The sequence below is a fragment of the Sphaerospermopsis aphanizomenoides BCCUSP55 genome (assembly GCF_001586785.1).
Taxonomy (GTDB): Bacteria; Cyanobacteriota; Cyanobacteriia; order Cyanobacteriales; family Nostocaceae; genus Sphaerospermopsis_A; species Sphaerospermopsis_A aphanizomenoides_A.
Genome location: NZ_LUFH02000128.1, coordinates 1 through 15,091, shown reverse-complemented (window position 1 = coordinate 15,091; position 15,091 = coordinate 1). Strand labels below are relative to the sequence as shown.

General features: G+C 37.4%; 9 protein-coding genes. 3 read left to right on the top strand and 6 right to left on the bottom strand.

Annotated features, from left to right (window positions below):
• Positions 1-84 precede the first annotated feature (84 nt).
• Positions 85-1,200, top strand: a complete 1,116-nt coding sequence (locus tag A0J48_RS23540) for an ABC transporter ATP-binding protein (protein ID WP_200327018.1) — start codon at positions 85-87, stop codon at positions 1,198-1,200.
• A gap of 126 nt (positions 1,201-1,326) precedes the next feature.
• On the opposite strand, the gene A0J48_RS23535 is transcribed toward A0J48_RS23540, so the two are convergent.
• Both A0J48_RS23535 and A0J48_RS23530 read right to left on the bottom strand, forming a co-directional pair.
• Positions 1,327-1,623 (bottom strand): hypothetical protein, encoded by a 297-nt coding sequence (locus A0J48_RS23535; protein ID WP_200327017.1) that lies wholly within the window; start codon positions 1,621-1,623, stop codon positions 1,327-1,329.
• Positions 1,624-1,794: 171 nt separating this feature from the next.
• The gene (locus A0J48_RS23530) at positions 1,795-2,721 is read right to left on the bottom strand and encodes a polysaccharide deacetylase family protein (RefSeq protein ID WP_200327016.1); all 927 of its coding nucleotides are present in this window, start codon (positions 2,719-2,721) and stop codon (positions 1,795-1,797) included.
• Positions 2,722-2,822: 101 nt separating this feature from the next.
• On the opposite strand from A0J48_RS23530, the gene A0J48_RS23525 reads away from it, so the two are divergent.
• Together A0J48_RS23525 and A0J48_RS23520 are read left to right on the top strand one after the other, a co-directional pair.
• A complete protein-coding gene (locus A0J48_RS23525) occupies positions 2,823-7,874 on the top strand; it encodes an nSTAND1 domain-containing NTPase (RefSeq protein ID WP_200327015.1) in 5,052 nt (1,683 codons plus the stop codon).
• A gap of 303 nt (positions 7,875-8,177) precedes the next feature.
• Positions 8,178-8,627 carry a DUF29 domain-containing protein gene (locus tag A0J48_RS23520; protein WP_200327014.1) on the top strand — a complete coding sequence of 150 codons (450 nt, stop codon included), beginning with the start codon at positions 8,178-8,180 and terminating at the stop codon, positions 8,625-8,627.
• A gap of 52 nt (positions 8,628-8,679) precedes the next feature.
• Here the strand turns inward: A0J48_RS23520 and A0J48_RS23515 are convergent, their stop codons facing one another.
• The 4 genes from A0J48_RS23515 to A0J48_RS23500 all read right to left on the bottom strand — a co-directional run bounded on the left by A0J48_RS23515 (position 8,680) and on the right by A0J48_RS23500 (position 14,542).
• Positions 8,680-10,068: a PP2C family protein-serine/threonine phosphatase gene (locus A0J48_RS23515; protein ID WP_200327013.1), complete on the bottom strand. Its 1,389-nt coding sequence runs from the start codon at positions 10,066-10,068 to the stop codon at positions 8,680-8,682.
• A 1,086-nt stretch (positions 10,069-11,154) separates the two neighbouring features.
• Positions 11,155-12,792 carry a signal recognition particle-docking protein FtsY gene (gene ftsY / locus A0J48_RS23510; protein WP_200327012.1) on the bottom strand — a complete coding sequence of 546 codons (1,638 nt, stop codon included), beginning with the start codon at positions 12,790-12,792 and terminating at the stop codon, positions 11,155-11,157.
• Between the two features lie 150 nt (positions 12,793-12,942).
• Complete coding sequence (nusB, locus tag A0J48_RS23505) at positions 12,943-13,584, bottom strand: transcription antitermination factor NusB (protein WP_200327011.1); 642 nt, start codon at positions 13,582-13,584, stop codon at positions 12,943-12,945.
• Positions 13,585-13,831: 247 nt separating this feature from the next.
• Positions 13,832-14,542 (bottom strand): DUF502 domain-containing protein, encoded by a 711-nt coding sequence (locus A0J48_RS23500; protein WP_200327010.1) that lies wholly within the window; start codon positions 14,540-14,542, stop codon positions 13,832-13,834.
• Between the last annotated feature and the right edge of the window lie 549 nt (positions 14,543-15,091).

Below are 15,091 nucleotides of genomic sequence, written 5' to 3'. Positions count from 1 at the left end.
ATCAACTAACAACTATCAACTATCAACTATCAACTATCAACTATCAACTATCAACTATCAACTATCAACTATCAATTATTAAAAATGGCTAAAGTTATTCTAGAAAATATTCAACGGAAATTTAACAATGTCACCGCTATTGAGGACATTACCTTTGAAATTCCCGAAGGTGAGTTTTGGGTGTTAGTGGGTCCTTCCGGGTGCGGAAAATCTACCATTTTGCGAACTATTGCTGGTTTGGAAACTGCCACATCTGGTAATTTGTTTATAGGCGATCGCTTGGTTAATGATATACCAGCCAGGGCGCGTGATGTGGCGATGGTATTTCAAAATTATGCCCTTTATCCCCATAAAACCGTAGCCCAAAATATTGCTTTTGGTTTGGAAATGCGAAAGGTTGACCGCAAAACTATTCAAGAACGAGTTTTAACGGTGGCGCGATCGCTTTCTTTGGAACATTTGTTAGACAGAAAACCGAAACAACTTTCTGGAGGACAACAACAACGGGTAGCATTAGGGAGAGCGATCGCCCGTCAACCACAATTATTTTTACTCGATGAACCTTTATCTAATTTAGATGCTCAATTACGAGATGATACCAGAGCAGAATTAAAACAGCTACATCAGCAATGGGGAATTACTACCATTTACGTCACCCATGACCAAATAGAAGCTATGACTTTGGCTGATAAAATTGTGGTATTAAATCGGGGCAGAATTCAACAAATTGGCGATCCTCAAAGTATTTATGCTTTACCTGCTAATGAAATGGTAGCAAGTTTTTTGGGCAATCCACCCATGAATATTTTACCTGCTATTTATAAAGGTAATCATTTTGATATTAGTGGGCAATTATTAACTGTTCCTGAACATATCAAAGCAACTTTAAAATTGCAGCCGGAACAAGTTTGTAATTTGGGAATTCGTCCTGAACATATTTATATTAACAACTCACAGAGACGAGAAGAACTTAGAGAAGAGGAAGTAGGAGGATTAAATGTAGAAATTAAAGTTGTTGAACCCTTGGGAAGAGAAACTTTAATTCGTGTTAGCTTACCTGGTTCTTCTAGTTTTATTAACGTGCAAGTAAGTGGAGGTTTGCGTTTACAGCCAGGTGAACGTTTAAAATTGCAACTAGATTTAAATCATTTATTTGTATTTGAACCAAGTAATGGGAACAGAATTTTTCCCGTTGTTTGATGACACAGCAGTTGTCAGTTATAGCAAAAGGCAAGAGGCAAAAGGCAAAAGGCAAAAGTAAAAACTTTGTTATCACTAACTTTTAGCATCGTCACTTGTCACCTGTCACCTGTCACCTGCTATATATTAAGGTACTAGTCGATATTCTTCTACATCACCCTTAAACACAAACCAAGTTTGAATAGGTTCACCTCCCTCTTGAGGTTTCAACTTCTCCTTCAATGTCACTTTCCAGTGATCACCACCATAATAATTAGCACTCTTTGGGTCATTAGAACCTCTGTCAACAGTGGTAGCAAAATAAGTCTGACCTGAACGTGCTATATATGTAGGATCAGGTTTTTTCAATTCACTAAATTGTTTTGTACTTTGCTTGAAAACAGTAGTACCAACATCATCCTTAATTCGTAAAATACTTGGCATGGATGCTTCTCCTGAAACTTTTAATTAACCCTGGTACAGTTGGCATAACTGATTATATCTAATAAGTAATTATAACATACCAAAATTGCGTTTAATACCAATTTTCTGCAAAATTCATCCATCTTCATCTGCGTTTATCTGCGTTTATCTGCGTTCAATTATCAAAGTCTCTTACTTACAAATCCCTTTCTTATAACTTTCTTGAGTATCAGTGGGAAAACTTTGAATCATAGCTATTAATTCCTGACTAGATTTAGTTGCATTCACCATTAACCTAGGAATTTTATAATTATCTTTTAAGCAAGTATAATTAAGTAACTTATCATTATATAAATAACCAGATAAATAATATTTAGCCACATATTTAGCAACCGTTTTATTAGCAGCACCATAGGGATAAGCTAGATGAGAAGCTACTTTTTGTTCCGGGTCTAAATCATCTAAACATTTTCGCAATTTAATTCTTGCTAGTAATAATTCGCTAACCATTTGTTGTTGGGAAATTTCTGTTAAATTTTTATGATTCTCCCCATGAGACTGAATATCAAAAAATCCTTTTTGCCAACCATACCGTAATTCTTGACATTTTAAATGAGTTGGAGGTATACCATTATCATCGGCTAATGTCCCAGGACTGACAAATAAAACTACTTTAATTTTCTTCCCATATTTCTTTTCTAACTTGGATAGAATCGGCAACAAATTTGTGTATACAGTTTTATAGCCATCATCAAAGGTCAACATAATTGCTGGTTTATTCCGATATTGATAAGGGATTTCTTTGGTTCTAGTCAGAAAATAATCATATAAATCTTGAGAAGATAAAAACCAATAATCGTGTTTAACTAGATACTCTAATAATTTTTCCATTTCCTGTTTTGTATAATCCATGTCTAAGTCTTGGGGTTTGCGAATATTACCTTTAGCATTAATACTTTTATTATTCACAATGCCATGAAAACCTAAAATCGGAATTGTTGGTGGATTATATCCTGGATTCAGAAAAGGAAAAATCATGGCTAATAATAAAAACACACTGATAGGAAATTTTTTGGTTCTTGGTGAATCAGTAACTTGATCATTATTATCTTCTGTCATTTTTAAAATGCTACCTTTTTGTAAAACTTGAGTGTCAACATAAACTTAAAAAATATTATATATAATATGTATATATTTACGGGTTAAAATCCAAAATCAATATGTGTCCTCGCGGTGTTGCTACTAGTCAGTCAAATCAAATTCAAAAAACAACAACCGCCAAACTTTGGTTATTATTGGTGGGAGTAAATCAATATGCAGATGAACAACTTCCATCTTTACGTTATGCAGCAGTTGACTGTCAAGGATTAGCCACAGCTTTAACAGGTGCAACACAACAACAATTTCCTGAACAAGAAGTAATAATTTACCATGACTTTACCCAGGAATTACCACTTCTAGCAACTGTTCGCAACAGCTTACAAAACATTACCAAATCTTCTAAACCACTAGACACAATTCTCTTTTATTTTTCTGGTCATGGCATTTTAGAACCGCAAAATCAACAAGCTTTTCTGTGTTTAGCTGATACTCAAAAAGATGATATACAAAATACGGCTTTACCTGTGAAAGAATTATTGCAATTATTAGGTAATAGTCAGGCACAAAATCAATTAGTTTGGCTGGATGCTTGTCATAGTGGAGGAATGACATTGAGAGGAGTAAATCCCACAGCCCAATTAGTAGAAGTTTTACAGCAAAGTGCAGCTAAAAGTAAAGGTTTTTATGCCTTACTTTCTTGTGATACAGATCAGCTATCTTGGGAATTTACCGAACTAGGACATGGAGTATTTACTTATTATTTAATGTTGGCGTTAAATGGCAACGCCGCAGATACACAAGGCATAATTTCTGCTGATGGAATTTATCGTTATGTTTATCATCAAACTCTACAATATATAGATAAAACCAATCAACAATTGCGCCTCATTAACCAACAAAAAAGAGGAAAAGGAGAAACACAACTTTTTATTGAATATCCACTACAAACCCCGAAACGAATAGTGGAAGGTGTAGGAGAAGTAATTATTGGTCAAATTCCCAGAATTCCCGAATCTCATCCTCTGAGAACCGCATTAGTAATTGCAGGAATTAGTAACTTTCATCAAGCATTAGATTTTAGTAAAGTTTTGGGAAATACTGGCGCTTTTGATTTACAGTATTTACCTACTTCAGAAATTACCAATTCTCAAGCTATCCGCAAATTAATTCAAGATTTTTTGAGTGTAAATAATCAAAAAAAATCTACAGCTTTGTTATATTTACGGGGAAGATTAGCAGAAACTCCCACAGGTGAAGCCGCGTTAGAGTTATTAGAAGAAATATGTCTGAGTCGTTCTTGGTTGCGTCAACAATTACGCCATTCTTCAGTTACGCAACAAATCATTATTTTAGATTGTCCAGAAAATAATATTTCTTCTTTGCAAGAATGGGTAGAAGATTTGCAATTAGCAACAGACAAAGGACAGTGTATTATTGCGGCTAACTCTCCTCAAACCAATTCTGAACAATTTTCTCAAGCCCTAATTCATACTTTAAAATCAGCATCTCAACCTGCTGGTTTATCAGTTGCTGGTTGGATTACGCAATTACAAATATATCTAGCTGGGGCTGTAAATTTGCAAATTGGTTTATCAGCTACACAGGGTGTCATAGAAATTATTCCCGGAATTTCTGGTACACGCACCCATAAACTAGGATTAGATTTAAAAATTTGTCCTTACAGGGGTTTACGCGCTTTTAATGAAGAAGATGCACAGTTTTTTTATGGTCGAGAATCTTTAACGCAACAATTAATCAATGAGTTGGGAAATAAATCTTTTTTGGCGGTAGTTGGTGCTTCTGGTAGTGGCAAATCTTCTGTAGTCAATGCGGGATTAATTGCTAAATTACGATTAGGAAAACAACTTCCTGGTAGTGAATCTTGGTTGATAAAAAGTTTACGTCCTGGCGCACGTCCTTTAGAAGCTTTATCCCAAAAACTTGCTAATGTGCGGAATTCAGAAACCGAGAATTTTAATTCTCCTCACCTTATATTAGAAGGAATGTTATATCAAGGTGTAGAAGGTTTTGTTTATTGGTTACGCAATAGACCAGAACCTGTGATAGTTTTAGTGATTGACCAATTTGAGGAATTATTTACTCTCGCACCTAGTGAAGATAGAAACAGATTTTTAGAATTAATTTTAGGTGCTTTAGAATATGCAGCAGATAGATTTAAATTAGTTATTACTTTACGGGCTGATTTTATTTCTCCTTGTTTGGAAGTGACAAAGTTAGCCAATTTATTGCAAACTTCCAGTGTTTTAGTACCGCCAAAATTGAGTGATGATGATTATCGTCGTGTGATTATTAATCCAGCGGAACAAGTCGGTTTAAAAATTGAACCAGGATTAGTAGAAATTATTTTACAGGAGTTAAACCATTCCACTGGAGATTTACCACTGTTAGAATTCGTTCTAGAACAATTATGGGAATTTCGCCAAAATGGTGAGTTAACTTTAACAGCTTATCAACAGCAAGTAGAGGGAATTAAAGGTGCTTTGGAGAGAAAAGCACAAGCAGTTTATGAAAGTTTAGATAAACAAGCGCAAGAATGCACCAGATGGATTTTTCTGTCATTAACCCAGTTAGGAGAAGGAACTGAAGATACTAGACGCAGGGTGTTTAAATCTGATTTAGTCGTCAAGAAATATCCTCCAGCTTTAGTAGAAAAAACTTTGCAAGCGTTAATTGCAGCTAAATTAGTGGTGGTGAATGTAGAAGAAGAAATAGGAACTAAAAAAAACGCAGAAACACAACTCCTTCCTCCAGCGGGTTTGGTGACAATAGAAGTAGCACATGAAATTTTAATTCGTCATTGGTCAACCTTACGCTGGTGGTTAGAAGAAAATCGTAGCAGACTGCGATCGCAACGTCAAATTGAACAAGCAGCTAGTTTATGGAAACATCACCACGAACAAGCAGATTTTTTATTGCAGGGTATTCGGTTAGCAGAAGCTGAAGAAATTTATGTGAAATATACAGATGAATTATCTCCAGATGTGCAAAATTTCATTGCTGCTTGTTTAGAAGCTAGACAACAACAACAACTGGAACAAAAAAAGCGCCTCAGACAAGCACAAACTGCGGTAGCTGTAATTAGTATTTTGGGAATTGCTGCTAGTGTTTTGGGTGGTTTTGCCTATTTTCAAAAGCAAGCAGCACAGTTACGAGAAATAGCTGCTTTAAATTTTTCCTCTTCAGCATTATCATTATCTAATCAACAATTAGAATCAGTAATTGCTAGTATCAAAGCGGGAAGAGAAATTAAACAAGTTTTTGCACCAAATCAAGATATTAAAATTGCCACTGTAGCCACTTTGCAACAAGCTATTAATCAAACTCAAGAAATTAATCGTTTGCAAGGTCATAATCAACAAGTCAATGCAGTTAAGTTTACTCCCAACGGTAAAATTTTAGCTTCTGCAAGTGATGACAAAACGGTAAAACTTTGGACTCCTGAAGGTCAGTTAATCACAACTATTACAGGATTTGAAAACAGAATTACATCTATTGATTTTAGTCTAGATGGTAATTTACTAGCTGTTAGTGCAGGTAAGAATATAAAAATCTACACTCTAGATAGTAAATTAATTTATGAATTAGTAGGACACAGTGATAATATTACAGATATTAGTTTTAGTCATAATGGTAAATTAATTGTTTCTAGCAGTTTAGATAAAACCATCAAATTATGGCGCATTGATGGTACTTTAATTAAAAATTGGAATAGTCATAATGGCTGGGTAAATACAGTTAGCTTTAGTCCTGATGATAAAATTATTGCTTCTGGTGGTGAAGATAATTTAGTTAAATTATGGCAGACTCAAGATGGTAAATTAATTCAAACTTTATCAGGACATCAATCACGTATTACTAAAGTTAAATTTAGCCCAGATGGTAAATTAATAGCTTCTGCAAGCGGTGATAAAACTATTAAACTGTGGAATGCTGAAGGTAAATTATTGCAAACTTTATCAGGTCATGGTGAACAAATAAACAGTATTGATTTTAGTTCCGGTAATCAAATTATTGCTTCTGCATCTGCTGACAACAATATTAAAATTTGGCGATTAGATGGTAGTTTATTAGCAACATTAAAAGGTCACGGTGAACAAGTTAGAGATGTGACTTTTAGCCCAGATAGTAGTCCAGATAGTAGTCCAGATAGTAAATTACTTGCTTCTGCAAGTGCAGATAAAACTATTAAATTATGGCAAATAACTGTTAATCAACCGCAATTAGATGATATTAATAGCGTCGGTTTTAATAAATCTCAAATATTTGCTGCTGGTTGGGATGGAAAAGTTAGTATTTTGCAAAAAGATAAAATCACTAAATTTACAGCACATCAAGATATTATAACTTCTGTAATTCTCAGTCCTGACGGTAAAATCTTAGCTACCGCTAGTACAGATAAAACTATTAAACTTTGGGACGCTAAAACCTATCAATTACTAAAAACAATTACCGGACATCAAGACAGAGTAACAACTATTAACTTCAGTCCAAATAATCAAATGCTTGTTTCCGGGAGTGCTGACAAAACAATTAAACTTTGGCGTTTAGCAGATGGCCAATTATTAAAAACCTTCACAGGACATACAGAAGAAGTAACGAGTGTTGAATTTAGTCCAGACGGTAAAATAATTGCTTCTGGAAGTTTTGATAATACTGTCAAACTTTGGCGAATAAATGGTAGTTTAGTGAAAAATTTGCCAGGACATGGTTTAGCTATTTCCTCCGTCAAATTTACTCCTGACGGTAAAACTCTCGCTTCTGCTAGTTGGGATAATTCCATCAAAATTTGGAACGTAAACACAGGAGAATTAATTCATACTCTCACAGGAAATACTGACGGAGTAACTAGTCTGAGTTTCACTACTGACGGACAGATTTTAGCCTCTGGAAGTGCAGACAATACAATTAAATTGTGGAACCCAGAAACAGGTTCATTAATAAAAACTTTATTAGGATATGCAAATCAAATTAACAGCATTAGTTTCAGTTCTAACAATAAAATTCTAGTAAGTGGTGGTAAAAATGCTGGTGTGATGGTGTGGAATTTAGATTTAGATGATTTACTGCAAAAAGGGTGTGCCAGAATATCACCGTATCTTCAGAATAACCCAAATGTGAGTCAGAGTGATAACACTATTTGCAATTATTAATTAATCACATTCCAGCACTTTTATCTCGTTCTCAGTCAGGACTTACGCAAAATACCTCTCAAACTCTCTTTTCTTCGTGTTCTTCGTGCCTTCGTGGTTCGTTTTTCCGTAGCCTGTGCGTAAGTCCTGTCAGTCTCCGACTGGGAATACCATGACAGAAGTTATGCCTCTGCTGTCACTACAAACAGAACCTTAAACTGAAGTTCCCACACAGATTATGGGAACGAGAAAACCTATCTTTTCTAGAAAATAATAGTTAAAATAATAGATTAATAACCCATCCAAAAAGATTGCAAAAACATCATGGTTACTACTTCCAAAACAGCAATCCGGTTGTATGATACTGATTTTGTAGCATGGACACAAGAAACTTCTGAATTGATCCGTGCTGGAAAATGGGATGGTGTAGATTGGGAAGCGGTTATCGAGGAGATTGAAAGCTTGGGAAGGTCAGATCGTCGAGAGTTGAAAAGCCGATTGGAGGTATTACTACAACATTTACTAAAATGGCAATATCAACCCAGTTTACGAAGTGCCTCCTGGCAAAATACAATTACAGAACAACGCCACCGCATTGATGACTTACTCCAAGATAGTCCTAGTCTTAATCCTTATTTAGAAGAAGTGTTAGCTGAGTGCTACCGCAGAGGAAAAAAACTAGCCAGTAACGAAACAGGACTTACCCAAAATACCTTTCCAGCAGATTTACCTTACACTATCAGTCAAATTCTTGACAGCGAATTCTTACCCTAACCAAATTATAAATTCCTTTCTTTCTTTGCGTCCTCTGCGTCTTTGCGTGACACTACTCTAAAATCTGTAAAACCACCAAAGTCATATCATCAGTATTTTGCCTATCAGGGCCGATGAATTCCTGAACTTTATCAAATAAATAATCCACAATTTCCTGTGGACCATTGCAATAACGACAGGCAGCATTAAAGGAAGTGATAAAATTATCTTCATCAAAGCGATCGCCACTACCCGCAGCTGCATCCGTCAACCCATCTGTATAGTAAATAACTGTATCCCCAGGTTCTAATTGTGCTTCTCCATCCTCATATTGGCTGTTAGCATCCAAACCAATCAGCATTCCCATAGTATCTAATCTACTCACAGTTTTAGTCGCAGCGTGCCACCATAAAGGCGGATTGTGAGCAGCATTACTATAAGATAAAACTCGTGTACGGGGATTATATTCTGAATAAAACATAGTGACAAAACGGTGGGAATTTTCCAAATCCGCATACATCACTCGATTCAAATTTTGCAAAATTCCCGCAGCAGAATTACCATGTAATACTTCACCCCTCAGCATTCCCCGCAACATGGTCATAATTAAACCAGCGGGAACACCTTTACCCATCACATCGCCAATTACCAAAGCCCAACGGGCATCTTGTATACTGCTATTATTATTTAACTGTAACTGATTATTATTGGTAGGAATAAAATCATAATAATCTCCACCCACACGGTTAGCAGGTTTACAACGTGCTGCCAAAACTACACCAGGAATACTAGGACATTGACGAGGTAAAAGTCGCCTTTGAATTTCTGCCCCAATTTCTAATTCTTGGTCTAGGCGTTCTTTTTTTCTCAGTTCTACTGCTAGTTCATCGTTTTCAATTGCTACAGCTGTTTGGTCTGCAACTAACCGGACTAACTTTTGTCTAGTTTCTGTCCAACTATATTCTGGATCACGGCTTAAAACATAAAGCCAACCTCTTTCTGTATGCTTAACTAAAATCGCCGTGCCAAAAATTTGCACATCTGGACCCAAACAGCGGTGCATTTGATCATCTAAAATCCCTGTGGTTGCTGTTAGCGGTGCAGAATTGGCTAAAAGAGTAATTTGACTGCTGGCAGTTTCCAGGGCTTTCCTAATATTTTTGCGTTGTTGGCTATCTTGCCAATGTAGTTGTTCTAAGCGAATTTGACCGTTAGGTTTATAGAGAAATAAGGCGCTACCATCAGCATCCGTAACTCTCGTGGCCATGAGTGGAATTAGTTCCAAAAACTGATTTAAATTATTGAAACTTCTCAGGGCAAAACCTAAAGAACTGAGTAAATCTTGAATTTTGTTCTGTTCACGATTCAACCTGGCCACAAGTTCTTTCAATGCCACAACTGGAGTGACATCTGTAGTGGCACTACTATTATTTTCAGTGGGGTGTGAAGGCACTTGAGACACAGGTAAATATACTATTGCACTTGATATTAACAGATCGCTGATTTATGATTTTTCTCAATCCTTTGTCTTGGGTATTTCTCAATTATCTTGGACAAGATTATCTATTTTAGCAAGAGTAGAAAGACTGACGACGTAATTTTTATGAGTATTTCATTTTTAATTGTGGTTTTTGATTTTCAGATGGGTTTTTGGAATTCATTTTCTACTTAAAAATTGTGATGAACAAGGGTAATTTTGATAACTATGCAAACGGCTTATAATTTTTTCATGATAACGTTAGTATTTCATGTACCCTGAGAAATAAAACTTGCTTGTGTTTAAAGTCATTTCTTACAGTTAAAGCATCGGTCTTGTAAATTTTAGATTGATGTTCTGTAGGTTTGTTTATCAGTATGCTGTGGCTGGTTGTAGAGAAAAAGATTTACAATTATCACTTATAAATAAAAAAATGCAAAGTGAAGACTGATATTTTTTGACTCATCTACCATAAATTCAATAGATATTTACTCCTATATTGATTTGGCTTCCATATTCAGTTGATTACTTCACAGATTCGTAATTGCGGAAGATGGAATTTGCTTTAAATCAAGAATATTTAGAGTTGAATGCTTGTCAGATGGAAAACTGAAAAGCTAATAAAGTCCATTTTTGACAATCTAAAATCCAAAATGGAAGAAACAAAATTTTCTCTATTTTTACTCCTGATTCAGCACTCACAACTTAGCACTGTTTGTTCAGAGTATTGAGCCAGCTTACTAACATACATTCGCTTGTTTGTTGATGTTTTAGGCATTAATCAAGTAATCTTGTGCTGCATAAATCCACTACCTGGAGCGTGAGCAAAATGGCTTTAGTGTGCAATTCTACCAGAAGTTTGCTATTTTTGCTCAAAAAAAATAATTATTTTAAGTTTTTGCAGTCAGCAGTCAGCAAAAAGGTTGTGGGGTGTAGGGTGTAGGGTGTAGGGGACAGATAAGTAACGAGCGATGAGTCATGAGTGGTGACAAGAAGACGAGTCAACCACTCGGTACTCGGTACTCGGTACTCGGTACTCGGTACTCTAGGGTTTAGGGGGCGGGGAGTATGTCAACCATTTAATAGTGCTTCGACAAACTCATAACTAGAGAATGGGCGCAAATCTTCAATTCCTTCTCCAGCACCAATAAAGCGAATGGGTAAACCCAACTGCTGAACAACGGCTAGGGCAACACCACCCTTGGCTGTACCATCGAGTTTGGTTAAGACAACACCACTCAATTGGGCTGCTTGGGAAAAGACTTCAGCTTGTCGGAGTCCGTTTTGTCCCAAGGTAGAATCTAAAACTAGCAGGGATTCTACATGAGTGTTTGGGGCTTTTTTGTCAATAATGCGGCGAATTTTACTCAATTCGTCCATTAAATTCTTCTTATTTTGCAGTCTTCCAGCGGTATCTATTAAGAGTAATTCTGTTCCCCGTGATTGGGCGGCGGCGATCGCATCAAATACCACTGCGGCTGGATCTGTGTTCTTGCCGGGATTAGCAATTACTTCTACACCGCTTCTTTCTCCCCAAACTTTAACCTGTTCCACAGCAGCAGCCCGGAAGGTATCAGCAGCACCAATTAAGCATTTATAGCCGGATTTTTGGGCTAAATGCGCTATTTTACCGATGGTAGTGGTTTTACCTGCACCGTTAACCCCAGTAATTAACCAAATAGTAAGGTTGTCTTTTTCAGGGGCAAAGCTAGATGTGGCGGCTTTATTTGGTGCATCTAGCATATCCCGAAGGATTTTTTTCAGGTAGGCGATCGCCTCGTCTGGAGGTGTGACTTCATCCCGGAGTTTTTTCTGTAGGGCATCAATAATAAAATCTGTCGCCTCTACACCTACGTCAGCTTGCAGAAGTAATGCCTCAATTTCCGCTACAGCCGCTTGATTTAAAGGCCCTTGACCAACAATTGCTTTGAGTTGGTTGAGGATATTCCGCCGTGTTTTATCTAAGCCTTGGCGTAACTTTTTCAGCCAAGTAATTTCTTCGATGGAAACATCTTCAGCCCTTCTACCTTGGGCTGCTAACACTTCTGCTGACCACACAAACCCATCATCAAATTCCAGTTCGGGAATTTCTACATCTGTTTCTGGTGCAGTGGGAGTTGATGCCAAAGTTGGTTTTGTTTCTGGTTCTTCAACTTCAATGGCGCTGGCTATCAATCTTTCTTGCTTGGCTTGTCTTTCTGCGGCGGCCCGTTCTAGAAAAGATAAGTTAGCTGGAGACTGTGTACCAGAAACTTTTTTGGTTTCTGCAATTACCGCCACTGGGGCTACTTCTTCAGCAACAGATATTTCTTCTGGTTGAGTTGATGTCGTTACTTCTGCGGTGGGAATTACTGTTGTTTCTTCAGTAATAGCCGCTTCTACTGGTGCAGTTTCAGCAACAGGTATTTCTTCTGGTTGGGTTGATGTGGTTACTTCTGCGGTGGGAATTGCTATTGTTTCTTCAGGAATAGCAGTTTCTACTGGTGCAGTTTCAGCAACAGAATCAGTTTCTTGAGGCTGAGATTGTTGTTTTTGCTGAATATTTTTATAGGCAGCTTTAGCATAAGCCAACAAGTCCGCAGTATCTGGTGTCGTTTCTGCGGCTGGTTCTGGTTGTGTTTCTTGTACAGGCTGGGTTTTTACCTGTGACTGTTGTTCAGCAGTGTCAGAGGCATCGTTATGTTGACGGCGGAACCAATTAAAAGCCATTGCAGCAACTTTATTACTTAATTATTTATCAGTTATCAGTTATCAGCTATCAGTTTAATTTAATTTGCTACTGTTTCTGGTCATGAACATATTCGGGTTAACCTCACTTTTAAGGCACGCAATAACTGGGAGAAAGTGAGGAAAATGCCCTTATGCTGTTTGTTTCTGTTCTGCGACGCGACGTAAGACACCATTAATAAACCGATGTCCTTCATCTCCGCTGTAACGTTTAGCTAATTCCACGGCTTCGTTGATGGCGATACTGGCTGGAACTCCCATAAATTTCATTTCTGCCGTTGCTATTTGCAGAATATCTCGGTCAATTTGGGCTAAACGAGTTACTTGCCAATCTACCAAGGCATCAGAAATCAGTTGGTCGATGAGATTGCGATTTTCGTGGACGGTGATAATAATTTCTTTGGCGTAATTGCGAACTTCTCTATCTTGATTCGCTAACTGAATTAATTCTGGAAAATCAACGGCTGTACCTAACTGATTTATGGCTGTTTGGGTGTAAGCGATCGCTTCTTGCAGCATGGTTCTTGCTGTATTTAGGTCTGAAGCCCTAGTTTGGCTGGTTAGGAGGCGGTCATTACTGCGTTGCAGTTCACCAGCTGCATTATTTAAAGTATCTTGCACTTCTGTAGTCAGGGTGCGTACTGCGCCTAAAACTAACTTAGCTACTAGTTGTTCATCTGCCAGTTTCTCCAATTTCTTGGGGTTAACTGGCAGTTGACTAAGGCTCAACAAAGCCAATTCACGCGCTATTTGCTGGGGTTTACGAGGTTGCATAACTTTGGGGTGTATGATAAATAATGAATAAAAGGAGACAAACTCCCTAATATATCAAGTTTTACAGATTTCAACAATCAAGTCGTCGAGGATGCAGAAGGCAGTAATTTTGGGTTCTGGATTTTGGGTTCTGGATTTTGGATTGTTTTTGATTGACTCCAATCTAAAATCTAAAATCTAAAATCTAAAATCTAAAATTTTCTTCCCCTACACCCCACACCCAATACCCCATGTCCAATGCCCCAATTTAAGTTTCTTCAACGGAAATTACGTGGTGCTGAGTTTCTAGGGGCGACACGGATTTTGGTAAAACCAAGGGAGGTATGGGTGTATTGGAGGCAACAATACCGCCAGAGACGATGATTTTAAAAGCTTCTTCAACGGACATTGATAGGTTGATTGCTTCATCTTCTGGGACGACTGCATACCATCCGGTGGTAGGGTTGGGGGTGGTGGGGATAAAAACACTCAACATGGGTTTAGACATCTTCGTTTGGATATCACTGCTCATCACACCAGTAACGAAGGCGATCGCCCAAATTCCCCGTCTAGGATATTCTAATAAAACCACACGGCGAAATTTACCATTGGAATCTTTGAGGATGGTTTCCAATAATTGCTTGAGGGTTTTGTATACCTGACCAGCTAAGGGTATGGCCTGTAATAAACGCTCACCAAAATCGAGCAACCACTTACCAACTATATTACGAGCCATTAAGCCAATAACCAGAATACTTAATAGTGGTACAGCTAATCCTACTAACAAGTTCAGTACATTGACTAGGATAGGATGTAGTCCATCAAAGGGATTTAGCTGTTTGGGAATTTGGGTGAGAAAGTTGACTACCCAACTGGCAATAGTAATAGTCAGCCAGATGGTAGTCGCTAGGGGAATCACCACTAACAACCCAGCTATCAGGTCATTTTTTAAGTCCTGTTTCAGGCGTTCAATTACCAAGCCCCTATTCTCCTTTTTTAGGCTACTAAAGTTTTGAGACTACTAAAGTGATTGGTATCCATAAATCTCTCCAAAGCCGGGAAATTTATATTTATTTCGTGCTTTCTTAGCTGGCTCTAACCCTCAGATATCAGACTACAACGCCTGTTATCATCAGGTTAATTACTGTCGAGATTACTTTACGTAAAAAATTCCATACCTACCAAAGATCAGCATCAGTGTTTAGTGATTCACTAGTGTTACTTTTCTTTGTAATAGTTGTAAATGATTGTTGCAAGTTTCGTTAGGTATTATCATCCTAACGTGCAATCTCACCAGATGCTCATAATTATATAAACAGTAGTATACAGCCTGAGAACATATCATGATTGACGAGTTAGTTAAACATTCCCAAGAGCAAATTTTAAAGATAAGTTTTGTTAAGAAGATTAATTTATAGCAGGTGACAGTTAATAGGGAATAGGGAATAGGGAATAGGGAATAGGGAATAGGGAATAGGGAATAGGGAATAGGGAATAGGTAGAAAGATATTCTCCCCATCTCCCCATC

Excerpts from the sequence above, each read along its gene's own strand:
- A0J48_RS23540 (WP_200327018.1), top strand. The coding sequence starts at position 85 with ATGGCTAAAGTTATTCTAGAAAATATTCAACGGAAATTTAACAATGTC.
- A0J48_RS23535 (WP_200327017.1), bottom strand. The coding sequence starts at position 1,623 with ATGCCAAGTATTTTACGAATTAAGGATGATGTTGGTACTACTGTTTTC.
- A0J48_RS23530 (WP_200327016.1), bottom strand. The coding sequence starts at position 2,721 with ATGACAGAAGATAATAATGATCAAGTTACTGATTCACCAAGAACCAAA.
- A0J48_RS23525 (WP_200327015.1), top strand. The coding sequence starts at position 2,823 with ATGTGTCCTCGCGGTGTTGCTACTAGTCAGTCAAATCAAATTCAAAAA.
- A0J48_RS23520 (WP_200327014.1), top strand. The coding sequence starts at position 8,178 with ATGGTTACTACTTCCAAAACAGCAATCCGGTTGTATGATACTGATTTT.
- ftsY (WP_200327012.1), bottom strand. The coding sequence starts at position 12,792 with ATGGCTTTTAATTGGTTCCGCCGTCAACATAACGATGCCTCTGACACT.
- nusB (WP_200327011.1), bottom strand. The coding sequence starts at position 13,584 with ATGCAACCTCGTAAACCCCAGCAAATAGCGCGTGAATTGGCTTTGTTG.